General features: G+C 62.2%; 17 protein-coding genes, 1 other RNA gene and 1 pseudogene. 4 read left to right on the forward strand and 15 right to left on the reverse strand.

Annotation, left to right across the window (positions count from 1 at the left end):
• Positions 1–99: 99 nt before the first annotated feature.
• Both secA and hpf read right to left on the reverse strand, forming a co-directional pair.
• A pseudogene (gene secA / locus H3T89_RS06530) lies at positions 100–2,608 on the reverse strand (preprotein translocase subunit SecA); the annotation flags it as partial.
• A 226-nt stretch (positions 2,609–2,834) separates the two neighbouring features.
• The gene (gene hpf, locus H3T89_RS06535; RefSeq protein WP_015021658.1) at positions 2,835–3,509 is read right to left on the reverse strand and encodes a ribosome hibernation-promoting factor, HPF/YfiA family; all 675 of its coding nucleotides are present in this window, start codon (positions 3,507–3,509) and stop codon (positions 2,835–2,837) included.
• A gap of 177 nt (positions 3,510–3,686) precedes the next feature.
• On the opposite strand from hpf, the gene rnpB reads away from it, so the two are divergent.
• An RNA gene (gene rnpB, locus H3T89_RS06540) (RNase P RNA component class A) lies at positions 3,687–4,063 on the forward strand.
• A gap of 109 nt (positions 4,064–4,172) precedes the next feature.
• On the opposite strand, the gene H3T89_RS06545 is transcribed toward rnpB, so the two are convergent.
• From H3T89_RS06545 to H3T89_RS06585, 9 genes are all read right to left on the reverse strand, one after another.
• Positions 4,173–4,970, reverse strand: coding sequence for a hypothetical protein (locus H3T89_RS06545; RefSeq protein ID WP_198216567.1), 798 nt, complete (start codon positions 4,968–4,970; stop codon positions 4,173–4,175).
• Positions 4,971–4,975: 5 nt separating this feature from the next.
• Positions 4,976–6,028, reverse strand: a complete 1,053-nt coding sequence (locus H3T89_RS06550) for a DNA-processing protein DprA (protein ID WP_198216568.1) — start codon at positions 6,026–6,028, stop codon at positions 4,976–4,978.
• A 229-nt stretch (positions 6,029–6,257) separates the two neighbouring features.
• On the reverse strand, positions 6,258–7,172 hold the full coding sequence (locus H3T89_RS06555) for a regulatory protein RecX (protein ID WP_198216569.1): 915 nt from the start codon (positions 7,170–7,172) through the stop codon (positions 6,258–6,260).
• Between the two features lie 4 nt (positions 7,173–7,176).
• A complete protein-coding gene (gene recA, locus H3T89_RS06560) occupies positions 7,177–8,331 on the reverse strand; it encodes a recombinase RecA (RefSeq protein WP_198216570.1) in 1,155 nt (384 codons plus the stop codon).
• A gap of 228 nt (positions 8,332–8,559) precedes the next feature.
• A complete protein-coding gene (locus H3T89_RS06565; RefSeq protein WP_015021655.1) occupies positions 8,560–8,793 on the reverse strand; it encodes a DUF3046 domain-containing protein in 234 nt (77 codons plus the stop codon).
• Positions 8,794–8,938: 145 nt separating this feature from the next.
• A complete protein-coding gene (locus tag H3T89_RS06570; RefSeq protein ID WP_015021654.1) occupies positions 8,939–9,457 on the reverse strand; it encodes a helix-turn-helix domain-containing protein in 519 nt (172 codons plus the stop codon).
• A gap of 272 nt (positions 9,458–9,729) precedes the next feature.
• The gene (locus H3T89_RS06575; RefSeq protein WP_198216571.1) at positions 9,730–10,299 is read right to left on the reverse strand and encodes a CinA family protein; all 570 of its coding nucleotides are present in this window, start codon (positions 10,297–10,299) and stop codon (positions 9,730–9,732) included.
• Positions 10,296–10,901, reverse strand: a complete 606-nt coding sequence (pgsA, locus tag H3T89_RS06580; protein ID WP_198203850.1) for a CDP-diacylglycerol--glycerol-3-phosphate 3-phosphatidyltransferase — start codon at positions 10,899–10,901, stop codon at positions 10,296–10,298. The genes H3T89_RS06575 and pgsA overlap by 4 nt, the downstream gene beginning before the upstream one ends.
• A gap of 107 nt (positions 10,902–11,008) precedes the next feature.
• A complete protein-coding gene (locus H3T89_RS06585) occupies positions 11,009–13,705 on the reverse strand; it encodes an FtsK/SpoIIIE family DNA translocase (protein WP_198216572.1) in 2,697 nt (898 codons plus the stop codon).
• Positions 13,706–13,805: 100 nt separating this feature from the next.
• On the opposite strand from H3T89_RS06585, the gene H3T89_RS06590 reads away from it, so the two are divergent.
• Entirely contained in the window at positions 13,806–14,525 is a 720-nt protein-coding gene (locus H3T89_RS06590; RefSeq protein WP_198216573.1) for a Fic family protein, read from the forward strand.
• A gap of 10 nt (positions 14,526–14,535) precedes the next feature.
• On the opposite strand, the gene H3T89_RS06595 is transcribed toward H3T89_RS06590, so the two are convergent.
• Genes H3T89_RS06595 through miaB form a run of 3 tightly spaced genes read right to left on the reverse strand, consistent with a single transcriptional unit; the run spans position 14,536 to position 17,483 of the window.
• Positions 14,536–15,057, reverse strand: a complete 522-nt coding sequence (locus H3T89_RS06595) for a MerR family transcriptional regulator (RefSeq protein WP_198216574.1) — start codon at positions 15,055–15,057, stop codon at positions 14,536–14,538.
• Between the two features lie 34 nt (positions 15,058–15,091).
• Positions 15,092–16,096: a tRNA (adenosine(37)-N6)-dimethylallyltransferase MiaA gene (gene miaA, locus H3T89_RS06600; RefSeq protein WP_198216575.1), complete on the reverse strand. Its 1,005-nt coding sequence runs from the start codon at positions 16,094–16,096 to the stop codon at positions 15,092–15,094.
• Positions 16,083–17,483 (reverse strand): tRNA (N6-isopentenyl adenosine(37)-C2)-methylthiotransferase MiaB, encoded by a 1,401-nt coding sequence (gene miaB, locus H3T89_RS06605; protein WP_232348507.1) that lies wholly within the window; start codon positions 17,481–17,483, stop codon positions 16,083–16,085. Before miaB ends, miaA begins: the two co-directional genes overlap by 14 nt.
• A gap of 151 nt (positions 17,484–17,634) precedes the next feature.
• On the opposite strand from miaB, the gene H3T89_RS06610 reads away from it, so the two are divergent.
• Entirely contained in the window at positions 17,635–18,345 is a 711-nt protein-coding gene (locus tag H3T89_RS06610; RefSeq protein WP_232348508.1) for a GTP pyrophosphokinase, read from the forward strand.
• Positions 18,346–18,465: 120 nt separating this feature from the next.
• On the opposite strand, the gene H3T89_RS06615 is transcribed toward H3T89_RS06610, so the two are convergent.
• Positions 18,466–19,305 carry an aldo/keto reductase gene (locus H3T89_RS06615; RefSeq protein ID WP_121914537.1) on the reverse strand — a complete coding sequence of 280 codons (840 nt, stop codon included), beginning with the start codon at positions 19,303–19,305 and terminating at the stop codon, positions 18,466–18,468.
• 296 nt (positions 19,306–19,601) lie between these two features.
• On the opposite strand from H3T89_RS06615, the gene H3T89_RS06620 reads away from it, so the two are divergent.
• Positions 19,602–23,183, forward strand: a complete 3,582-nt coding sequence (locus tag H3T89_RS06620) for an RCC1 domain-containing protein (protein WP_198216578.1) — start codon at positions 19,602–19,604, stop codon at positions 23,181–23,183.
• Positions 23,184–23,295 lie beyond the last annotated feature (112 nt).

Here is a 23,295-nt window from a genome sequence, read left to right on the forward strand (position 1 = left end):
CATCAGGCTCTTCAGGCGCCTGGTAGCTGACCGGCTCGGACTGGCCCTCCTCGTTCTCCTTGCGCTCCTCGCGGGCCCGCCGCTCGTTCTCCTGGCTGGCCGCGATCTGCTTGAGGTCCACGTTGAAGAGCAGCTGCACGGTCTGCTCCTTGATGGCGTCGATCATGGAGTTGTACATCTGGTAGCCCTCGCGCTGGTACTCGACCAGGGGGTCACGCTGGCCCATGCCACGCAGGCCGATGCCGTCCTTCAGGTAGTCCATCTCGTAGAGGTGCTCACGCCACTTGCTGTCCAGGACGGAGAGGACCACCTGGCGCTCCAGCTGCCTGGAACCCTTCTCGCCCAGCTCATCCTCACGCTCCTGGTAGATGGAATCGGCATCCTCCACCAGCTTGTCCGCCAGGGCCTTGACGGCCTTGTCGCCTTTCAGGCCCTCCAGGGAGTCCATGGTCTCATCCTGGTCAAGGCTGACCGGGTAGACGGAGGCCAGCGCCTTCCAGAGTTCGTCGGCATCCCAGTCCTCGGGCTTGTCCGAGCCCTTTTGCGCACCCCGGATGTATGAGGTGATGGTCTCGCTGATGAAGCGGAGGATGTCCTTGTGGATGTCCTCGCCCTTGAGCACCGCCTGACGCTCGCCATAGATGACCTGACGCTGCTTGTTCATCACGTCGTCGTACTTCAACACGTTCTTGCGGATCTCGTAGTTGCGGGATTCGACGGACTTCTGTGCGCTGCGCACGCCCTTGGTGACGGTCTTGGACTCGATGGGCTCCCCCTCCGGCATGCTCTTGGAGGACATCATCCGAGCCACCAACTGAGAGTTGAACAGGCGCATCAGGTCGTCTTCCAGGCTCAGGTAGAACCTGGACTCGCCGGGATCGCCCTGACGGCCCGAACGGCCGCGCAGCTGGTTGTCGATACGGCGGGACTCGTGCCGCTCGGTTCCCAGCACATAGAGGCCACCCAGCTTGACGACCTCCTCATGCTCGTCCTTGACCTGCTCCTTGACGGAGTCCAGCATCTTGGGCCAGCGCCTCTCATACTCCTCCGGAGTGTCGTCGGAGGAGAAGCCCTGCTCCTTGAGCTTCTGATCGGCAAGGAACTCCACGTTTCCGCCCAGCATGATGTCGGTGCCACGCCCAGCCATGTTGGTGGCCACGGTCACAGCCCCCTTGCGCCCTGCCACGGCCACGACCGCAGCCTCGCGTGCATGCTGCTTGGCGTTGAGGACCTGGTGGTCGATGCCGGCCACGTCCAGCAGGGAGGAGACCACCTCGGAGGATTCCACAGAGGCGGTGCCCAACAGGATGGGCTGGCCCTTGGCATGCCGCTTGGCCACATCGCGGACGATGGCGGTCAGCTTCTCCTTCTTGGTGCGGTAGATCAGGTCCGGCTGATCCTTGCGGATCATGGGCTTGTTGGTGGGGATGGGCAGCACGCCCAGCTTGTAGGTGTTCATGAACTCGGCGGCCTCGGTTTCGGCCGTTCCGGTCATGCCCGCCAGCTTGTCGTACATGCGGAAGTAGTTCTGCAGGGTGATGGTGGCGAAGGTCTGGTTCTCGGCCTTAACCTCCACGCCCTCCTTGGCCTCGATGGCCTGGTGGAGGCCCTCGTTGTAACGGCGGCCCTTGAGCAGACGGCCGGTGTGCTCGTCCACAATCAGGACCTCGCCGTTCTGGACCACGTAGTCGCGGTCACGCAGGAAGAGCTCCTTGGCCTTGATGGCATTGTTCAGGTACCCGATCAGGGCGGTATTGGTGGGCTCGTAGAGGTTGTCGATGCCCAGGTAGTCCTCCACCTTGGTGATGCCGGGATCCAGGATGCCGACGACCTTCTTCTTCTCGTCGACCTCGTAGTCCTCATCCCTGGTGAGCTTGGGAACCAGCTTGGCGAACTGCCGGTACCATCGGGTCACATCGCCCTCGGCAGGCCCCGAGATGATCAGAGGAGTTCGCGCCTCGTCGATCAGGATTGAGTCCACCTCGTCCACGATGGCGAAATGGTGACCACGCTGAACCAGCTCGTCCTTGTCCCAGGCCATGTTGTCGCGCAGGTAGTCGAAGCCGAATTCATTGTTGGTGCCATAGGTGATGTCCGCCTGATACTGCTTCCGGCGCTCGACGGGACGCTGGTCGGTGATGATGCATCCCACGCTCATACCCAGGAAACGGAAGATGCGCCCCATGAGCTCGCTCTGGTAGGAGGCCAGGTAATCGTTGACCGTGACCACGTGCACGCCCTTGCCCTCCAGGGCATTCAGATAGCTGGGCAGGGTGGCCACCAGGGTCTTGCCCTCGCCGGTCTTCATCTCTGCGATGTTGCCCCAGTGCAGGGCCGCTCCGCCCATCAGCTGGACGTCGAAATGCCGTTGGCCCAGTGTGCGCTTGGAAACCTCGCGAACCGTGGCGAAGGCTTCGGGCATCAGGGAATCGAGGGATTCGCCGTTCTCCAGTCGCTGCTTGAACTTAGGCGTCTGCGCCTTGAGCTCCTCGTCGCTCATGGCCGAGATCTGATCCTCGAAGGCGTTGGTCGCCTTGGCCACCCCCTGAAGCTTGCGAATCTGACGACCCTCGCCCATACGGAGGACCTTGTCCAAGACTGCTACCACGTTGCGCTCCCTACCGTTCTTTTATGGCCTTCGCACGCCCTCAGCTGACGTAGGCCCAGACCCTGATTATCTTACGCGAATGCACCGATTTTCTCGGAACCTATGGTTACGCAAACCCGGCTGCGACCTTGGCAACCGGACCGGGCATTGAAGAAAGGCGATCCTCCGGAGGTCTAGCCAACCTGCCGCCGGGGAATCGCCCCACTGTTCAATTTCCGTTTTGCTCTTACTTCTTCTGGCCTACATGCTCAGGCGTATCGATTTCGAAGACACCGTAGCTCCAACCGTGCCGACGGTAGACCACCGACGGCCGCCGGGTCTCCTTGTTGACGAAGAGGAAGAAGTCGTGGCCGATCAGCTCCATCTCGTAGAGGGCCTCGTCGATGCTCATGGGCTCGGCGATGTGCAGCTTGCGGCGAATGACGATGGGAGTGTCCCCCACCTGCACCTCGACCGACTGACCCGGTGCCAGGTCCGAGGCCACGGCGCTCTGGGCGCTGTTGTCTGGGTTGGACTCCTGGCCCTGATTGCCCTCATCACCTGCCTGGTCATCCACGGGCAGATCGGCGGGCAGGGGCGGATGCTCCAGTCCGCGGCGATGGTCCTTGCGGCGGTCGCGGACCCGGCGCAGACGCTGGGTCAGCTTGTCCAAGGCCATGTCCAGCGCGCTGAACTCGTCAGCGCTGGAGGCCTCGGCGCGAATCACGGTCTTGCCGGCCTGGACAGTGAGCTCCACCCTCTTGGCGCTGTCAGCCTGGCGGGGATTGCCTTCATGTGTCAGAACGACCTGGATGCGCTGGGCATCGGGGGCGATGGCCGTCACCCTGTTCATCTTGCTGTCCACGACATCGCGGAACCGCTGCTTGATTTGGGTATGTCGACCGGTAATGACGATCTCCATGGGAATCTCCTTGCACTTGTGAGCGGACAAACCGCTGGTGCGATGGCGGACTTGGTCACCATCGACTGTGCTTTCGATTTTAGCCGAAGAGCAGGGCTGACTCACTGATTGAGCTTGAGGCCGGAGCGGGAGCATAACCGCGGTTCCGGTCTTTCAGTTCCGCTATGCTGTATCCCCGAGACCTCTCGGATGGCCGCGGCCCCTCCTCCTGGGAAGGGCTGAGGAACTTCCGGGCTCCACAGAGCACGATGGCGGATAACGTCCGCCCAGGGCAACCTGAGAGATAGCGCAACAGAGAACAGACCGCTCGCCTGGTAAAGGCGGGCAAGGGTGAAACGGCGGTGCAAGAGACCACCGGGTCGACGGTAACGCCGACCGCATGGCAAGCCTCATCGGGAGCAAGGCCAAGCAGAAGGCATTCAGGGGCTGCTCGTCCCGCCTTCGGGTAGGCCGCTAGAGCCTGGCGGCAACGTCAGGTCGAGATGGATGGCCATCCGTCGTCTGGATTTTATCCGGTCGATGACAGAACCCGGGGTATATGAGAGGTCTCATTTTCTTCCCTTTGGCTACCTTCATCCTTGCAATCATTTGAAGGCTGTTATTGAGCATTCCGTTGCGAAGCTAAAATGCAGGCAGCATCATCAACGAAACCTCCTCGGGGGATCACCCTTCAACGCCTCTATTCCACGGGCACCATCCCATTGCATAGTGATCTCCGTTACTAAAGTCTCTAAGCAAGCTAGGACCAAGCGAATTGATGAAGGATTCCTTGGCTATGCGAGTCACGCAGTAGATGGATACGCATGAAGCACCCTCCTCTTTAAGGCAAATGCTCGCTGATTGCGCTGTACTTCCCGTCACCCATGAGTCATCAATCAGAAGCACATGGCGTAAGCAGCTTGCTTTCACTGGACTTGCAATCGAGAAGGCTTCTTCATCCAGACTACGGGTCTTGGCCTTGTTGGCCCGCAACGTCACTTCAGGCAAAAAAGGAATCAACCCTGCCACCAACTGATGGAGGGGGTGCTCCTGGCCATATCGTTTTGAATTCTTCGTCGAAGGAATTACAGCCCATGCCGTTACCGGTGAGTTCTCCTGAGAACCGATGCATGACAGGTGCCCAAGGATATGCAGAGCAAGTATCGACGCGACGATTGTTCGGTGCTCCTTGGCAGAAGGCAATTGCTCTTTGTAGTCGCGGATGACCTTGTATGTCTGTTCCCATTCTTCAACTGCATAAAAACCACAGGCTATGTGGTCAGCTAAAAGAGTCTGGCATTGCCGTTTTTGTGCTTCAAGAATGGTCTGATTACAGGACCAGCACCTATCGTATTGATTTTGTTTGAAACCGCCACAGGTACCACATACGTTGTCATGCTTTGAATGATAAATGACAGGCTTTAAATAGCTTCCAGCTTTCCGCCACAGCAATTGGTCGAGTCTGGTTGTCTGATCCACCATGCTGATTACCCCACACCGATACGATCGGCATAGGCACTGGCTTGGGCAACTATGCCGTTTATTGCATCTTGCAACTCACTGTTGACCTCTTGTATCGAGTTGATGGCGCTGGCCACCTCATCCACATTGGATACGACGTAGACGTTGGGCTTGTCGACCAGACGCTTGCCCCATTCAGTATGGTCAACCACGGCGTCACGAATTATGATCGGCCGGCCATGATGCTGGGCCTGCCGAGCCTGAACACGGGTGCCGGAATATTCATGGGCTTCAACGATGACGGTAGCGATACCGTAGCCGCTCATAGTGGCATTACGTGCAGGAAAGGTCCACTTCGTGGGCCCCTGCCAGGGCCAGAACTGCGAAAACACTTGGCCGTTATGCTCGATAAGCTCCTGCAGATGGCGATTTTTTGCGGGATAGTACTTCCCTATGCCCGTACCGATGAAAGCCACCGTACGGCCATGCTCCTGCAGGGCACGATGATGGGCTTCAGCATCTACTCCCAAAGCCAAGCCGGCGATAACGGTCAGGCCTTTGCTCACCAGCATCGTTGCCACATCAGAAGCGAAATGCAAAGCCTCCGGTCCTGCATTGCGCGAACCCACCACGCTGACACCCATATCCTGTTGATCGGGGCTGAGGAAACGACCCTTGGAAAACAGGAACGGAGGCATATCGACAACCTCACGCAGACTCAACGGATACCGCTCATCGAGGACCGACACCATATCCAAACCCTGCTTGCCCCAGTCATGAACCATGGCTTCGGCCTCTTTGTGAGCCTCCAAGAGCTGCACACGACGTTGCGTGGTAATGGGTATGTCATCCTCGCCCAACAGGGCCGTCTGAATACGGTCTTCATATTCGTCATCTTCGTCAGGGTCATCCAGCCGATGATGCTGCGGGTCAAGCTCATGTTCAAAGACTTGAATAGCGCTACCCTGGCGTACAACCTTTTCAGCGATGGAGCTCCAGGTGTCATGCGATTTGTCGATGGTTCTCAGCAGGGCGACAAGTGCTGCATTCTCCTGCAGAAGTTCACTCTTATCGAGCATCCGACACCTCCACCTTCTGACAGACTTGAACAACCGCGGCAGCCCGTTACATCCAGACTAGCCGCTCTATGTGAAAGCGGGACCAAAGGTCTTGATTCATGGTTCGCCTATGCCGACTGGAGTGCTCCGAATAGTGCGTACCTCCAGCTAGAGCAGTTCGGTAACATGGCCATAGCCGCATATTGCCGTGCTTTTTTCATCGTGAAAACCAATACATCCACGAGATACCTCAATCGAGAGGGTCGTCAGAGACGAAAAGGTCTGCTGCCACCTGGTTGAGGAGGCCAGGACTATGGCCCTTGCGGGATCCAGCACTCCAGAATCGCCGTTTGCACACTTTAAGATCAAGTCCCGCTGTCTTCCGGGCCACCTTGCGGCCGAGCTCGTAGGCGGAGTCGACGAAGAGTCCCTCACGAGAGGCCTGTGCCACCACCTGCGCAGCCAGTCCTGGGTCTAGTCCCTTGCGGGTCATCTCCGAGAGCACGCCCCGCTCCCCCATGGTGCGATGCAGACAGGAACGCAGAAGATCCTGGGCATAGGCCTGGTCATCCAACAGGCCCAGCTTGGTCAACCGATCGACCACCTGATCGACCACGTTCGTATCAAACCCCTTGTCGACCAGGCGACGGGCCAGAGCCCCGCTTGAACGCGCTGCCGCATCCAAAAGGGTCAGGGCAGCCTCCCGGCAAGCATCCGCATCATCGGCATCTGCTCGCGGAGCTGCAGGCGCGGAATCTCCACCAAAGCCGCCGGCACGTGGGCGACGGCCACGGCGGCGGGTTCTTCTATCGAAACCACGGGCAGAACGGTGACCACGAGAATGGCGACCTGCCAGGGATTCGTCACCCATATCAGCATTGGCAGCACTGTCTGCATCTTCCAGACTGCCTCCGAATCGGGCGCCATGCCCAAGACCCAGGACAGGAGACTGCACCAGGCGGCTGTCCTCCTTGAAGCTGTCATCCTTCTGCTCAAGGGCAGGATCAAGGACTGACACCGACTCTGCTGGAGCAGGCGCACCCGCAGAGTCTGGCTGCAACTGGTCCGACCGAAGATTCTTCGACTCTGTGATGGAGTCGGCAGGATCCCCGGTCTGCGCCAGTCGGACAGGATTTTCCTTGAGGAAGTCCTCGGCCGAGATCATCGGGTCATGCAGCCTGGGCCGTGGGCACAGTGCTGTTGATGTCGACAGGAGCCGAGTCGTTTTCCTTGCTGTCTTGGTCAGCATCAGCCTGATCGACCTTGTCGTCCTCGGAGGGAGCAGGAATAAGGCCGAAGGCAACCTTGACCTTATCTTCGATCTCCTTGGTCAGGCCGGGGTTGTCCTTGAGGAACTGACGGACGTTCTCCCTGCCCTGACCCAGCTGATCGCCCTCGTAGGTGAACCAGGAGCCCGACTTCTTGACGATGTTGGTCTGCAGGGCCATGTCCAGAACCGAACCCTCCTTGGAGATGCCCTCTCCATAGAGAATATCGAATTCGGCCACCTTGAAAGGCGGGGCCATCTTGTTCTTGACCACCTTGACCTTGGTGCGGTTGCCCACCGCTTCGTCGCCGTTCTTCAGGGTCTGGATGCGACGGATGTCCAAACGGACCGAGGCATAGAACTTCAGGGCCTTGCCGCCGGTGGTGGTCTCCGGGCTGCCGAAGAAGACACCGATCTTCTCCCTGAGCTGGTTGATGAAGATGGCCGTGGTGTTGGCCTGGGACAGGGCACCGGTCATCTTGCGCAGGGCCTGGCTCATCAGACGGGCCTGCAGGCCCACGTGGCTGTCGCCCATGTCGCCCTCGATCTCTGCCTTGGGCACCAGGGCGGCCACCGAGTCAATGACGATGACATCCAGGGCGCCCGACCGGATGAGCATGTCGGCAATCTCCAGCGCCTGCTCGCCGTTGTCCGGCTGGGAGACAATCAGGGAGTCCGTGTCAACGCCCAGCTTCTTGGCATACTCAGGATCCAGAGCATGCTCGGCATCGATGAAGGCAGCCACTCCACCGCCGGCCTGTGCATTGGCCACCGCGTGCAGGGCCAGGGTGGTCTTACCCGAGGATTCAGGACCGTAGATCTCAACGATGCGGCCGCGGGGCAGTCCACCGATGCCCAGGGCCATATCCAAGGCCAGGGACCCGGTGGGAATGACCTCCACATCCTGGGCAGGCTTGTCGCCCAGGCGCATGGCCGAACCCTTGCCGAAGCTCTTCTCCACCTGCGCGAGGGCCGTGTTCAAGGCTGCCTGGCGACGGGGATCGATCCCGCCCTCCTCTTCCTTCTTCGCCTTGCCACTGTTGCTCTGACGTGCCATATGGCTCTCCTTCTTAGTAACCGACCTCACGATGACGACATCCTGATTGACGACCTCACGATTGACAGCCTATCCGCCGTCGGAACCCGTCTGCGGTCCCGGCGCCCGATGTGGTCGAACGTGCCGATGATCACCGGACCATGGGTATCAGTATACCCGCCTATGCGAACAAATGTTCGAAAATCGCTTGGAATGGGAAATAAATTCGCGGAGGATAAAACCCGCCGATCAGGCTGCCGGCATGGGCGGCGCATTGTGGTCCTTCCCCCAGCGCCGGGAGTCGGGAATCTCCATCTGATCGCAGAGCACGTTCCAGACCACGCGCGGCTCCACGCCTGCATCCAGGGCCTCTATTACGGTCATGGCATCCAGGGCGGTCAGCCTCTGGTCACGGGCCAGACTACGTCCGTAGACCCGGCCGAAGACCTCCTCCAGCAGCTGCCAGAATTCCCGTTCACGCACCCGACATCACCTTTCGTCCAAGACCCACCCTGTCACACCCCTTCTACGGTAGCAACCGACAGTCAGTAGAAGAGGGCGCCTGGTTCCTCAGAACCGGACGCCCTCAAGAACGGCCCGCCGAATCAATCGTCTGGACCTGACATGCTTACTCCTGAGTGGACTCCAGGTAATCCGCCACCATCCGCAGGGTCTGCGGCACACCAAGGCCCAGCGCGTCTGCGATGGAGCTCAGCAGTTCGGAGCTGGCCTCCTTCTGGCCGCGTTCCACCTCGGACAGGTAGCCCAGGGACACGCCCGCCTTCTCGCTGACCTCGCGCAGGGTCTTATGATCATTGGTCCTCAACTCACGCAGCACGTGGCCCAGGGCCTCGCGCAGGGAGACGGTGTGGGTGACGGCCCGGCCGTCGTTGGTGGAGGCTGCCCGCTGACGGCTGGCTTCCATGCCGTCTTCCTCCATCCACATCTTGTTCAGGTTGGCCTGGCGCTCCTCCTTGGCCTTCTTGGCGGCCTTGGCCCGAATCACCTGCTGTTGGGCGAAGACGACGGCACGACGTTGGGCGGGAGTCAGGTCACGAACCCGCGCGTTGCGCTCCACTCCGGGTACGGCCGGCTTGACATCATAGGTATCGTTGGTTCGAGTCATCACGGTCTCGGTGCTGGCCATAGCAGCCCCTTTCGCCATTATCGTGTTCAACTTCTTACACAGTGACCAACAGACGAGCCCGTAAATTATTCCAGGGGAGGAACCTGAAAGGCCTGCTTTGTGACCAAGGTCACGTATATGCACGTATATGAGAGGAAGGAATCAGAAGGCAGACGGAATGGCTCAATACAGCCACCATCTAGCCTTGGTCTGCTGGCTACAGCAAATCCCGCAAGCACAAAGCTCGACATCCGCTTATAGCAGCTGTAGAAGCGACTTACTGCATCAAGACGTCAGCCCCGCGAATGCAGGGCCCGATCCAGCTGGTCCAGAATCCGCATAACCGTGCCCCGGCGCACCTGTTCCCGGTCGCCATCCAGATGCAACTCGTAGGCATAGGTCCGGTAGGCATGGGACTGAAGGCCGGTCTCTATGCGTCGACCCATCACCCGGACGGGCAGGGCCAGACCGATGTAGACCAGCCCGGCAGGATCATCCCCGTCAGGGCCTGGCCCGGCGACACCTGTAGTGGCCATGCCGATGACCGTGTCCTCGTGCCCCGGCCTGGTGTAGAGCCTGGCCGTGCCCTCGGCCATCTCCTGGGCGACCCGTGGATGGACCGCGCCCTGGGTGGCCAGCAGGTCCTGGTCCACCTTGAGGATGGCGGCCTTGGCTGCGATGTCGTAGGTGACGGCCGACCCAAGGAAAACGTCTGACGCCCCAGGAATCCTGACGAAGGCATCGGCCAGCAGCCCCCCGGTCAGCGATTCGGCGGCGGTGAGGAACAGGCCCGAATCACGGCAGGTGTCGATGATCCGTCCAGCCAGGTCGTCGCAACGTCCCTGCACGCTCTTGCCGATCATCGCCGCATCCCCATCACGTATTCCGCTCCCGAGTAAAGGCAGAGGGCCAGGGCCACCAGGATGACCACGCGGGTGGCCACCAAGTACCAGGGCCAGACCGTTGACAGGGGCATCATGAGCATGCCCAGGCCGATGCACTCAAACAAGGTCTTGTACTTGCCAGCCCGGGAGGCGGCGATGACCCGGCCCTGCTTGTTGATGACCAGGACCCGCAGCAGGGTGATGCCCAGTTCCCGCACCAGGAAGAGCACGGTGACCCACCACCAGAGCTCGCCGAAGACGGAGGCCACAATCAGCGCCGAGCAGATCAGCAGCTTGTCGGCAATGGGATCCATGAGCTTGCCCAGCTCGGTCACCTGGTTGTACCGGCGGGCCAGCCACCCGTCCAGCTTGTCGGTCGAGGCCGCGAGGATGAAGAGCACGGCTGCGGTCCACCGCATGCCAGGCTTGCGCTCGCCCCAGGGACCGGCCACCAGATCCAGGGCGATGAAGACCAGAACCAGGAGGATACGGGTGTAGGTGACCAGGTTTGGGGGTGAATTCCATCCTTCGAGAAGCCTGCGCCTCTCACGACCGGTCTCTGACTCGGCATGCTCCTGCATTGCCACTCCTTATACGCGATACTCGTGCGCTCGGGCCGTCCAACAAGAAATGCCAGGCGGCAGTTTCATCATAACGGTAGACCAGGCCTGGCTTTTTGGACCGAGGTTCAGCCCTGCGCTTGCTCATCCGGGGCAGGATCCATGGAAGTGGCATCCCCACGGATGAAAGCCAGGGCCTGCTGTAGCTGCGGCGGCTGAATAAGTACCTCGCGGGCCTTGGAACCCTCCGATGGCCCTACGATTCCCCTCGATTCCAGCAGGTCCATCAGTCTTCCTGCCCTGGCGAAGCCCACGCGCAGCTTGCGCTGAAGCATGGAGGTGGATCCGAACTGGGTGGTCACCACCAGCTCTGCCGCCTGGAGCAGCTCGTCCATATCGTCGCCGATCTCCTCCTGGATCTCGTTCTTGTGATCCGCCTTGTCGGCCATCTGCTCGATGTCCTCACGGTAGTGGGGCTTGCGCTGGGTGCGCACATAATCCACCGCCTTGCGGATCTCGGACTCGGAAACCCAGGCTCCCTGGACTCGGGTGGGCTTGGCCTGACCCATGGGCAGGAAGAGGGCATCACCCTGTCCAATCAGGGTCTCGGCACCGGTGGCATCAAGAATGACCCGGGAATCCGTGGAGGACGATGTGGCGAAGGCCAGCCTGGAGGGGATGTTGGCCTTGATCAGGCCGGTGACCACGTCCACCGAGGGCCGCTGGGTGGCCAGGACCAGGTGGACGCCTGCGGCACGCGCCAGCTGGGTGATCCGCTGGATGGAGCTCTCCACATCGTTCTTGGCCACCATCATCAGATCGGCCATCTCGTCGACCACCACGACCAGGTAGGGATATGGGGCCACCTTGCGGTTGGAGCCGGCCGGGGCGTGGACCTTGCCCTCGCGCACGGCCTTGTTGAAGTCCTTGATATGCCGGAATCCGAAGAACTGCAGATCGTCGTAGCGGGCGTCCATCTCCTTGACCACCCACTCCAGGGCCTGGGCGGCCTTCTTGGGCTCAGTGATGATGGGCGTAAGCAGGTGGGGAATGCCGGCGTAGGCGCTCAGCTCCACGCGCTTGGGATCCACCATGATCAGGCGGACCTGCTCCGGCGTGGCCCGCATGATCAGCGAAACCAGCATGGAGTTGATGAAGCTGGACTTGCCCGAACCCGTAGCGCCGGCCACCAGCAGGTGGGGCATCTTGGTCAGGTCGGCGGTCACATAGTGGCCTTCCACGTCCTTGCCCACAGCGGTCATCATGGGGTTGTCGTCCTGCTTGGCCTTGTCGGAGCGCAGCACGTCGCCCAGGTGGACGATCTCGCGGTCCACGTTGGGAATTTCGATGCCGATGGCCGACTTGCCAGGAATGGGAGAGAGGATGCGCACGTCCGAGCTGGCCACCGCGTAGGCGATGTTGCGCTGAAGGTTGGTGACCTTTTCCACCTTGACGCCCGGGCCCAGCTCCACCTCGTACTGGGTGACCGAGGGCCCGCGCAGGAAGCCCACCACCTTGGCGTCCACGTCGAACTGCTGGAAGGTCGATTGCAGGGCCTTGATGACCGCGTCGTTGGCCGGGGTCCTGACCGCGTGGGGCTTGCCCTTGACCAGCAGGTCCGTGCTGGGCAGCACGTAGGGTCGGCTCTCGTCCACCTGGCGGTCATCGGAGGAGCTTGACGCGCCGGCAGCCTGGGCCCCCGCACCCTGGGCTCCGGCCGGCTGATTCCCTGCTCCCGGAGCCGGCTGGGCATCCATCTGCACAGTGTCGGCTGCGGCTGCGGCAGCGGCCCATGGATCCGAGGCCCCCACGCCGGACAGGGCAGCCGGATCCACCTTGGGGTGCCCCTGCTCCCTGGCATCCAAAAGCGCAGCCGTGGCCGGTGCCTCCACCGCGGGCATGTTCTGCGTGGGCACCTGATCACCCTGGTCAGACCCCTCCAGCGAGGCCGCCTGGGAGAAGGGCTCGTCAGCCTCGTAACGCTCAAGATGGGTGTCCGTGTCCTTGCCGATGCGGCCATGCAGCAAGCGGCTGAACCAGCCGGCCACCCCGCCCTTGCGGGAATCCTGGTCATCCTCCTGGTCCGACTCCTGGTGAGTGGGCACGCCAGGCGCTAGTGGCAGGGTCTCGTCCCCCAGCCTCACCTCGTTGGGAGCGGTCTGAGCCGAAGCCGGGCTGGAGGCACGGGTCCCCTTCCCGCGCAGCCAGGCCATGAGGTCGCTCATATGGAATCTAAATGTGATGAAGAGGCCGAAAATGGCCACGAGTACGAAGATGATGACGGCGAAAACCTTGGACAGCCCCCAGGCCAGGGGCGAACCCAGAAAGAACCCCAGAAGGCCGCCTGAGCCACTGATGGCCGTCATGTCGAAGCCGCGATAATCCGAGGCCATAAGCACGTCCAGGATGGAACAGACCGACCAGAGAACCACCACGAGGCCGCCCACCACAGGCAGGTTGCCCGCCTCGCGCCCGGTGTAGCAGACCAAACGGAAGGCCGCGAAAAGCAGGACCACCGGCAGGATGATGCTGCAGAGTCCCAGAACGCCCGCAGCCAGAGCATGCAGTCCCCGTCCCAGGAAGCCATTTACGCGGAACCATTCGCTGGCACAGAAGAGCACGGCCAGGATGACCAGCACGAAGCAGAGTCCATCCTTGCGGTAGGCGGAGTTGTCGCCATTCTTGCCGGCCACGGCGCGCACCAGGGATCCCAGGCCCCGGGGCAGGGCCAGCAAGGCCTTGTGCCAGAATGGTTCCGGGTCTTGACTGTCCTTGGATGCGGTCCGACCGCGACCGCGTGCGTCTGCTTGCTGCTTACGTGTCATAACCCTTTCAGCCTACCCAGAACCCCGGTCTGCATCGGGCACGCCGGGTCAGTGTGCACAACTCTTTCAGACGGGGGCCGCCAGGGCTAGCATCGTTGGCATGACACCAGCCGAACGTCAGAGCGCCGTGGCCTTCGCTCTGCGCAACCTGCTTCTGGATGACCGTCATCCCAGTCCTTCGGCTCTTCAAGCAGCCAGCGACTTTGTAGCAGGCAGAAGGCAGGCCGAAGCGCTGGCCGACACGGCCCGACGCTTGGAAGCCCAGAGCAATGGTACGAACGCCAATGCGGATGCCCTGTTTCTGCGGACCATTCTGGTCTGTCAGTGGCCTTGGGCGACCGAAGGCGATCTTGCAGAGTTACGAGCCATCCACCGCAGGCTGCTGCCCAACCTGCCAGAAGAACGAGCACTGCGCTGGCCTCAACCAAACGACGATGCCAGCCTGTATCCAGCGGCCATGCTGGAGCAGGGAGCCGCGGCCATCGGCCAGGAGCTGGCGGCCGAACGCAATCTGGGCAGCCTGGACCGTCCAGTCTTCGTGGAGCGCCTGGCGCACTACTACGACGAGCTCTCCTACCTGCATCCCTTCGCCGACTGCGACGGCATGACCCTGCGCATCTTCCTCTCGCGCCTGTCCCACGATGCCGGCTGGGACCTGGACTGGGGTCAAGCTGATCCGACCGCCCACCGCCGGGCCATCCAGCGAGCGCTCCGGGGCAACACCGACGACCTGCAGGCCCTGATTGCAGGCATGGTCCGCCCGGTTAACCCAACCAGAATATTTCTGATCGCGGGATGGGACCAGGGCCCAGCCCACTGAGCCGACAGCCTCAGCCCGACAGCCGCTCGTTGCCGCTGCGCTTGGCGGCCTCGATGATCTGGGCACTCTGATTGATCAGTTCCGTCGCCCCGGCCTGGTCGTGGTCGCGCACGTGCCCCCAGTATTGTATTTTGAGCTGCACATACCGCTTCCTTGCCCGCAAATCGGCCATCCGCTGATCCAGCCGCCGCTCCTGCTCGGCCAGGAGCTCGATCTGCCGTCCGGCGGCCTCGGCTCCCGCCGCACGGTTGCCCAGATACTCCCGCATGTGCTCCAGGGACATACCCGTAGCGCTCAGGCAGGAGATGGTTTCCAGCAGGTCAAGATCCTTCTGGTTGTAGCAACGGTGGCCGCTTGAGGGGTCCCTGGCGATGGGCGGAATGATGCCGATGGTCTCGTAGTAGCGCAGGGTGGTCTCCGGCATCCCCGACATCAGCGAGGCCTGGCGGATGGTGTACCAGGGCCCGGATTCCTGGTCGGTCTGGGTTTGGGTGGTCTGGGTTTCAGCCTGGGGCTGCGTGATGGTGGTCATACCCGTCCAGCCTAGGAACTTCAAGTACTTGAAGTCAAAGCGCGCCCAGATGGTGTCTGGTCACCCTCCCCTGGTCCGACTGATCGGCCTGGGCGTCCGCCTGGTCGAAGCAGCCTTGGTCGGCCTGGTCCACCAGATCCAGAGCCTGCCGGGCCAGGTCCGGGGCCAGGGCATTCAGCCAGTGGATGCGCGGATCGCGGCCGAACCAGCCCATCTGCTTGCGGGCCAGGCGCTTGGTCTTCTGCGCTATCAGCTCGAAGGCGGCATCCAGGTCGGTGCGACCGTCCAAATAGTCCAGAATCTGCTGATAGCCCAGGGCGCGTGAGGCCGTGGTCCCCAGGCGGTTGCGCAACCCGCTCACCTCATCGACCAGCCCCTGGTCGCGCATGGCCTGGGTGCGTCGGTCGATTCTGCGGTCCAGCTCCTCCCGGGGCAGGTCCAGCCCCAGCTGCAGGGCGGGCAGCAGGTAGCGGTACCGGGGCAGACTGGCCGAATAGGGCCGTCCGGTGATCTCCATGACCTCCAGAGCCCGCACGGTCCGCCGCACATTCCGGGGATCCATCCGGGCCGCAGCCTCCGGGTCCCGCTCCTGCAGCTGGCGGAAGAACAGTCCGGGGCCCTCCTCCTGGGCCCGCTCCTCCAGCCTGGTCCTGACCGCCGGGTCGGTGCCGGGGAAGGACAGATCGTCGATGACCGCCCGGGTATAGAGCCCGGAGCCGCCGACCAGAATGGGCCTGATTCCCTGCGCCCGCAGGTCGGCTATCAGGGACCGGGCCATGGCCTGGAAGCGGGCCACGCTCATGGCCTCCTCCGGCTCGATGATGTCGATCAGGTGGTGGACCACCGCCTGCCGCTCCCCTACCGAAGGCTTGGCCGTGCCCACGTCCATCCCCCTGTACATCTGGTAGGCATCGGCATTGACGATCTGAGCCTCCTGCCCGCGCGCCTGGAGAGCCTGTGCCAGGGCCACGCCCAGGGCGGTTTTGCCCGAGGCTGTGGGACCCACGATGGAGATGATGCGGGGTTCAGCGGATGCCATAGACCTGCCCCGCCCGGGGATCCGGGTCAGCAATCAGATAGTGGGGCCCCGCCTGGGTGACGGTGCAGGTGACCAGATCCCCGGGCTTTGGCGCAGGCATCCCCTGGGGCACGCCGACGTGGACCAGCACCCCGGTGCGCTCGTGCCCGGTCACGCGATGGGTGCTGCCGTCGTGCCGGCCGTGCCCGTCGCCGATCAGCACCTCCACCTCTTTGCCCAAAAAGGCCTGCATGTGCTCCATGGTGATGGACTCCTGCAGGGCCTGCAGCCGCTCGAACCGGTCCTGGACCACGGCCTTGGGCAGCTGTGGCATGCGCGCGGCAGGCGTGCCCGGACGCGGCGAATACTCAAAGATGAAGGCGGACGAGAAGCGCGCCCGGCGCACCACGTCCATGGTGGCCTGGAAGTCCTCCTCGGTCTCCCCGGGGAAGCCCACGATGATGTCGGTGGTGATCAGGGCATCGGGCATGGCAGCCCGCACCTTGTCAAGTATGTCCAAAAAGCGCTGGGACCGGTAGGAGCGCCGCATGGCCCGCAGAATCCGGTCGGAGCCCGACTGCAGGGGCATGTGCAGCTGGTGCATGACCGTGGGCGTCTCGGCCATGGCGGCGATTACATCGTCGGTGAAGGCCGCCGGATGGGGCGAGGTGAAGCGAATCCGCTCCAGCCCAGGCACCCGTCCGCAGGCGCGCAGGAGCCGGGCGAAGGCATAGCGGTCCCCCGTGGACCAGCCGTAGGAGTTGACGTTCTGCCCCAGCAGGGTCACCTGGCGGGCACCGGAGCGCACGCAGTCCTCAACCTCCTGCAGGATGTCTTCCATGGACCGGTCCCGCTCCCGCCCGCGAACCGAGGGCACGATGCAGAAGGTGCAGGTGTTGTTGCAGCCGACCGATATGGATACCCATGCCTGCGAGCGCGAGGCCCTGACCGCCGGCAGCCTCCCGGGCAGATCCCGCAACTCCTCCGAAACCCCCACCTGGGGTCGCCCGTCCCTGCGGGCCTTGTCCAGCAGACCGGGCAGCGAACCGATGTCCCTGGTGCCGAAGACCGCATCCACCCAGGGCGCCGCCTTCACAATCCGCTCCCGGTCCTTCTGGGCCATGCAGCCGCCCACGGCGATCCGCGTGTCGGGCTTGTGCTGCTTGAACCTGTGCCAGCGCCCGATGGTCCCGTACATGCGCTGGGTGGCGTTGTCGCGCACGGCGCAGGTGTTGAGCACCATCACGTCCACCTCGCGCGCACGGACCTGCTCGGGCGTGGCCTGCCGGTAGCCCTGGGCCCGGAGCACCCCGGCGATCCGCTCGGAATCATGCTCGTTCATCTGGCAGCCCAGGGTCCGCACATAGTAGACGCCCCTGCTGTCCTTATGCTGAGCGGTCACGCTCATGCCCTCGCCTGCTTCCATAAGCCACGATTGTATGCGCAGGTCGGGTCCCGCGGCCATCGGGGCCTGTGCGTACCATGAATCATGGTTACGAACGGCGGCATGGGAGGTTCATGTGATACTCGACCGTAACAGTGCCATGAGCGCATCCGAAATGAAGCAGCGACTGTCGGACTTGGACGAAAAGGACCGTCCCAAGCTGGACATCGACGAGATAACGGAGTTCGTCAATCTCATGCAGACCTACGAGGGGGCCATGTACGAGATTTCGACCAAGCTGGACGTGCTGGACACCGAATTCCAGGTCCGGTTCAGTCACAACCCCATCCACCACATGGAGCGCCGGCTCAAGAGCGTGGACTCCCTGATTGGCAAGCTGCACCGCAAGAACCTGCCCGTCACCATTCCCTCGGTGCGCGATCACATCTTCGACGTGGCCGGCGTGCGCGTCATCTGCAACTACCGGGATGACGTCTATTCGGTCTCCCGCTACCTTTCCGACCAGTCGGACATCCAGGTGCTGAGGGTCAAGGACTACATCCGCAACCCCAAGATGAACGGCTACCGCAGCCTGCACGTCATCTACGCCGTGCCGGTCTTCCTGACCTCGGGCCCCCACTACACGCCGGTCGAGGTGCAGTTCCGCACCATCGCCATGGACTACTGGGCCTCCCTGGAGCACCAGCTGCGCTACAAGTCCGACCTGCCCGACGCCCGCCTGGCCGAGCATTCGCAGACCCTGCTGGACTGCGCCCGCTCCCTGCAGAACATCGAGGTGCAGATGCAGTCCATCCACCGCGACATCTCAGGTTCGCCCCAGGAGCAGGAGACCGACGACGAAGCCATCAGCGGCAATGCCGATTAGCTGAATCCTCACAAATCCTTTACCATAGAAGCCAGGCCAGGTGGAAGGGTTGGGGCTTCCGCCGGGTCCCAGGAGGAGGCCCCGCCTTCAAGGTCGGGTCTCCTCCTGTACCACCATCCCTCAGAAGTCGAAGTTGTCGGGATCCGCGCCCGTGCGCTCGTCCCTGTTCATGGCGGTGATGGCCTTCATATCCTCATCGCTCAGCTCGAAGTCGAAGACCTGTGCATTTTGCTCGATCCGCTCCTTGTGGGTGGACTTGGGGATGACGATGACCCCGCGCTGCAGGTGCCAACGCAGCACGATCTGTGCCGGGGAGCGGTCGTAGCGCTCGGCCATGGCCTTGAGCCTTGGGTCGGCCAGCAAGTTGCCGCCGGTGCCGCCCAGGGGGCTGTAGGCCTCCACATCCACGCGCAGGGTGCCGTGGCAGTAGTCGATCAGGTCGTCGTTGACAAACTGGGGCGAGGACTCGATCTGGTCGACCGCCGGCTTGGTGCCGCTGATGGTGTGCAGCTCGTCCAGGTGGTGCTTCTGGAAGTTGCAGACCCCGATGGCCCGCACCCGTCGCTGGGTGTAGAGCTCCTCCATGTCCTCCCAGGCCTGCTGCCAGCCCTCGGCGGGCCAGTGGATCAGATAGAGGTCCAGGTAGTCCACGCCCAGCCGGTCCAGACTCTCCTTGAAGGCCTCCTTGGCCCGCCCCGCGCGGATATCGTCATTCCAGAGCTTGGTGGTCAGGAAGACATCCCGCCGGTCAACCCCGGAGCGGCGCAGCCCCTCCCCCACGGACTGCTCGTTGCCGTAGATCATGGCGGTGTCGATGTGGCGATAGCCCGCCTGCAGGGCCCAGGTGACAGCCTGGCTGGTGGCCTCTCCATCGGGTGTTTGGAAGACCCCGAGCCCCAGCTGGGGAATGCTGACCCCGTTGTTGAGGGTGATGACGGTGTCGGTGACGTTTCCGGTCATATAGGCATACTCCTTGTCGGTCGATCTGAGGCCGTGACGTGTTGTCTGTTCATTCTATCTGCCAGGCAAGATGAGATCAGCTGTTGTTTAGGGCCTACCGTCGCGCTTCTGCATTTCGTGCGTTCTCTGTTGGCTTGGTGGTAAAGTGAAAATTGGGGATGTTGGGAGATAGCTGGCTTCTACTTTATGGGCCATTAATGCCCACAGTAGCGACGGTTCATCAACTTTGAAAGACGTTAATGCTGATAGGCAGGAGGCCTTGATACCGCTTGGCATTGGTGAAGGGGATTGATTTCATGCATCTGGATACCCGCCTGCGTCGCGCATCGGCGACGGCGATCGTCCTGCTGGGTCTGTTGGCAGGCCTGGGTGTCGCGTCCGCCAACGCGGACGATGTCGTGTCCGCCAGTCCGGCGGGCACTCCTGTTTTAGCGGGGGGGGGGGGGGGTCGTCAGACCCCTCGCGTAGCTGAGCAAACCCCCGGCACACTCCCCAACAGCGCAACCAGCACTCCCCTGCCTTCACCCTCGCCGCTGCAAACCGCATCACCCCTGAACCCCACGACATCAAGCCCAGTCCCGTCAACGTCGAAGGACGCCACCAAAAGCACAGGTCCTTCTACAGCCAAGCCATCCGGCAAGACGGACGGTCAAGCTTCGCACACGGCGCGCTTCGCCCCAGACGACGGCAACACTCCTACCCAGGCGACCGTGAAAGCCGGCACCATCGCATTCCCTCCGGAAAACAACCCCGTGCGCGAAGGCTACCGGTTCGACGGGTGGACACGTGACGGCCAGCCCTATGACTTCCAGGTTCCCATCCTCCAAGACACAACTCTGACCGCAAAATGGGCCAAAGCCACGGACTGGACGCTGAGTCCGGACCACGGGCCCGCCTCCGGCACCCGGGTGACCATCAGCCCACCCAGCCTGCAAGAGCCCTACTACATGAGCATCCAAGCCGCAGGGGACCAGTTTACCGGTCTGACCGGCGACGGCCGCATCTACACCTGGGCACAGGACGGCACACCCAAGCAGGTTCCCTCCCCCGCCCAGGCCCCCGACGGGTTCCGCTACCAGCAGACCGCAACCGGCGACCAATTGCAGGCCGCAATAGGATCCGACCAGCACATCTACACCTGGACCAACGGACAAACAACGCCCACCATCCTCGACACCAAGCAGAACACCAGGTTCACCAGCATCAGCATGAACGACGACCTACTGCTGGCGGTGGACCGGCAGGGACAGGTCCACGCCTTCCAAGCCGACCAAATCGACGGTCAGAACGAAAAATTGACAGAACAAGCCACGACCGTTCTGCCCGAGCAGGCCCAGGCGACACTGGCCGTCGCCTCCCCCAGCCGGACCCTCGCCCTGGACACGGACGGGCAAGCCTGGACCTGGAACACAAGCAGGACCGCCAACGTCAAGCCCGAACGCATCAGACAAGACCAGGGCATGCGCATCACCCAAGCCCAAGCCCTCAGCCAGGGGTTCCTCCTCCTGGGCGCAAACGGGCAGGCCTGTTACCTGGCCGACGGCAAGACAAGCCTCGCAACCACCGGCCTGTCGGAAAACATGAAAGCCAGCCGGATCACCGCCAACAAGAACCAGGCCGTCATCACCGGCACGGACGGCCACATCTGGACCTGGAAGCCAGGCGAGACACCCACGCGCGCGGACAACGGGAACCAGCACTACCTGCAAGCAGTCCGCATCGGCGGCAGGATCACCGCCCTAGACAGGCAGGGCAGCCTATACCAGTGGAGCATCAACACCCAGAACCAGCCAGACAAGCCAGCAAAAGTCAACACCACCCAGGCGGCCACTCTCGAATCAGCCAGCCTGGACGGGCAGCCGCTGACACTCAACAAAACAGACGGCTCCTGGCGGGCGGAAATGCCCGCAAGCCAGCCCGGACCAGTCACCATCACACTGACCGGCAGGCAGGACGGCAAGCCCTTCACCCGAAGCTTCAACTACACGGTCGACCAGACGCTTCTGAAGGACATCCGACAGAGTTCCACATCCACGGTCACCTTCAAGACAGACGGAGGAAGTCCCAAACCCGGAGACCAGCAAGTCACCTATCCCTACGGAAGAGTCCAACGGCCCTCACCCGACCCGACCCGCAGGGGCTACCAGTTCGACGGATGGTTCATCAACAAAGTCGCCTACGACTTCAGCAAGCCCGTCACCGACAACCTCACCCTCACCGCCAAGTGGACCAGCAAAACCCCCAACACCTCCTGGAGGATCAGCCCCGACAAGGGCAGCCAGCTCGGCCACGAAACTACCACCATCACCCCGCCAGACAGCACCAGCGGTATCAGGTTCAGCCAGGTCGGCGGAGCAAAATACTATACCTATGTTTTTTCCTTGGCCGTGGGCAGCGACGGGAACGCCTACGCATGGGGAGACAACACCTATGGCCAGCTCGGCGACGGGACGACCACTCAACGGATTACGCCGAACATAGTCAGGGAACCTGCAGGCGTGCCGACCGACTTCACCTATGTGCAGGTCAGCGCAGGAAAATGGCATTCGCTGGCCGTGGGCAGCGACGGATACGTATACGCCTGGGGCAGCAACCAGCATGGTCAGCTCGGCAACAACACCGCAACGAATTCCTCTGTTCCTGTGCGCGTGCGCGACCCCACCAGCCCCACGGATCCGAACAAAGGACTCAAAGCCATACAGGTCAGCGCCGGAGACGAGCATTCACTGGCCTTGGACAGCAACGGATACGTCTACGCCTGGGGTTGGAACGACAATGGCCGGCTCGGCAACAACAGCACCACGGATTCGTCTGTTCCTGTGCGCGTGCGCGACCCCGCCAGCCCCACTGACCCGAGCAAAGGGCTCAAAGCCGTACAGGTCAGCGCCGGATGGCACCATTCGCTGGCCGTAGGCAGCGACGGATACACCTACGCCTGGGGATTAAACAACTATGGCCAACTCGGCAACACCAGCAAAAACTCTTCGACAGTTCCTGTGCGCGTGCGCGACCCCACCAGCCCCACTGACGCAAACAAAGGTCTGAAAGCAACACAGGTCAGCGCCGGATACTCTCATTCGCTGGCCGTGGGCAGCGACGGATACACCTACGCCTGGGGATTAAACAACTATGGCCAACTCGGTAACAGCAACACAGCAGATTCGACAGTTCCTGTGCGCGTGCGCGACCCCGCCAGCCCCAAGGACACGAGCAAAGGGCTCAAAGCCACAGCGATCAACGCTGGAGGCGAGCACTCACTAGCCGTGGGCAGCAACGGATACGCATACGCCTGGGGATGGAACCTGTATCGCCAGCTCGGCGACGGCACTACAAGCAACTCGAGTGTTCCTGTGCCAGTACGCGACCCCACCAGTCCAGCTGACGCAAGCAAAGGGCTACAAGCCACACGGTTCAGCGTCGGAGACCATCATTCGCTGGCCGTGGGCAGCAACGGATACACATACGCCTGGGGAGAAAACATCTATGGCCAGCTCGGCGACGGCACTACTGACGACTCAAACGTTCCTGTGTCGGTGTTGTTCAACCTGCAGCCGGTGATCACTGCAGCCAGGTTCGACACCGGCCCAGGCACGAACCTGGCTCCTGTTAGCAACAGCAGCAGCGTCACTGTGCTCACGCCCGCACACCAGCCAGGTGCGGTCACGGTCAGCGTCGACTACGCAATGGGCGGCGCGGGACGCATCCTGACCGACACCTCCCTCAGATACACATACCTGCCTGCAGGCGTTCTCCCAAGGGCCGGGGAGGAAGGCATCCTGCTCGCCCTGGCCACCGGCATGACCGGCATGGGCGGGGTCATGGCCTCACGCCGCCACAGGAGAGAACGGCACAGGCTATTGCACACCTCGCACGAGTAAGACAGGCCGGAGGCGGATCAATCCCCCCCCCCACCCCCGGCTTACAACAGGGGCCCACGGAGGAATGCCACTTAAAACTCACCCCCCAAGAGAGCCGGCACCCCTCTTGCGC

Origin of the sequence: Bifidobacterium sp. W8114, from assembly GCF_016101165.1 — a bacterium.
Taxonomy (GTDB): Bacteria; Actinomycetota; Actinomycetes; order Actinomycetales; family Bifidobacteriaceae; genus Bombiscardovia; species Bombiscardovia asteroides.

Excerpts from the sequence above, each read along its gene's own strand:
- H3T89_RS06570 (WP_015021654.1), bottom strand. The coding sequence starts at position 9,457 with ATGGCCAGCACCGAGACCGTGATGACTCGAACCAACGATACCTATGAT.
- H3T89_RS06545 (WP_198216567.1), bottom strand. The coding sequence starts at position 4,970 with ATGGTGGATCAGACAACCAGACTCGACCAATTGCTGTGGCGGAAAGCT.
- hpf (WP_015021658.1), bottom strand. The coding sequence starts at position 3,509 with ATGGAGATCGTCATTACCGGTCGACATACCCAAATCAAGCAGCGGTTC.
- pgsA (WP_198203850.1), bottom strand. The coding sequence starts at position 10,901 with ATGCAGGAGCATGCCGAGTCAGAGACCGGTCGTGAGAGGCGCAGGCTT.
- H3T89_RS06555 (WP_198216569.1), bottom strand. The coding sequence starts at position 7,172 with ATGATCTCGGCCGAGGACTTCCTCAAGGAAAATCCTGTCCGACTGGCG.
- H3T89_RS06575 (WP_198216571.1), bottom strand. The coding sequence starts at position 10,299 with ATGATCGGCAAGAGCGTGCAGGGACGTTGCGACGACCTGGCTGGACGG.
- H3T89_RS06615 (WP_121914537.1), bottom strand. The coding sequence starts at position 19,305 with ATGACCGGAAACGTCACCGACACCGTCATCACCCTCAACAACGGGGTC.
- H3T89_RS06590 (WP_198216573.1), top strand. The coding sequence starts at position 13,806 with ATGACACCAGCCGAACGTCAGAGCGCCGTGGCCTTCGCTCTGCGCAAC.
- H3T89_RS06550 (WP_198216568.1), bottom strand. The coding sequence starts at position 6,028 with ATGCTCGATAAGAGTGAACTTCTGCAGGAGAATGCAGCACTTGTCGCC.
- H3T89_RS06620 (WP_198216578.1), top strand. The coding sequence starts at position 19,602 with ATGCATCTGGATACCCGCCTGCGTCGCGCATCGGCGACGGCGATCGTC.
- miaB (WP_232348507.1), bottom strand. The coding sequence starts at position 17,483 with ATGAGCGTGACCGCTCAGCATAAGGACAGCAGGGGCGTCTACTATGTG.
- recA (WP_198216570.1), bottom strand. The coding sequence starts at position 8,331 with ATGGCACGTCAGAGCAACAGTGGCAAGGCGAAGAAGGAAGAGGAGGGC.
- H3T89_RS06610 (WP_232348508.1), top strand. The coding sequence starts at position 17,635 with ATGAAGCAGCGACTGTCGGACTTGGACGAAAAGGACCGTCCCAAGCTG.
- H3T89_RS06595 (WP_198216574.1), bottom strand. The coding sequence starts at position 15,057 with ATGACCACCATCACGCAGCCCCAGGCTGAAACCCAGACCACCCAAACC.
- H3T89_RS06585 (WP_198216572.1), bottom strand. The coding sequence starts at position 13,705 with ATGACACGTAAGCAGCAAGCAGACGCACGCGGTCGCGGTCGGACCGCA.
- miaA (WP_198216575.1), bottom strand. The coding sequence starts at position 16,096 with ATGGCATCCGCTGAACCCCGCATCATCTCCATCGTGGGTCCCACAGCC.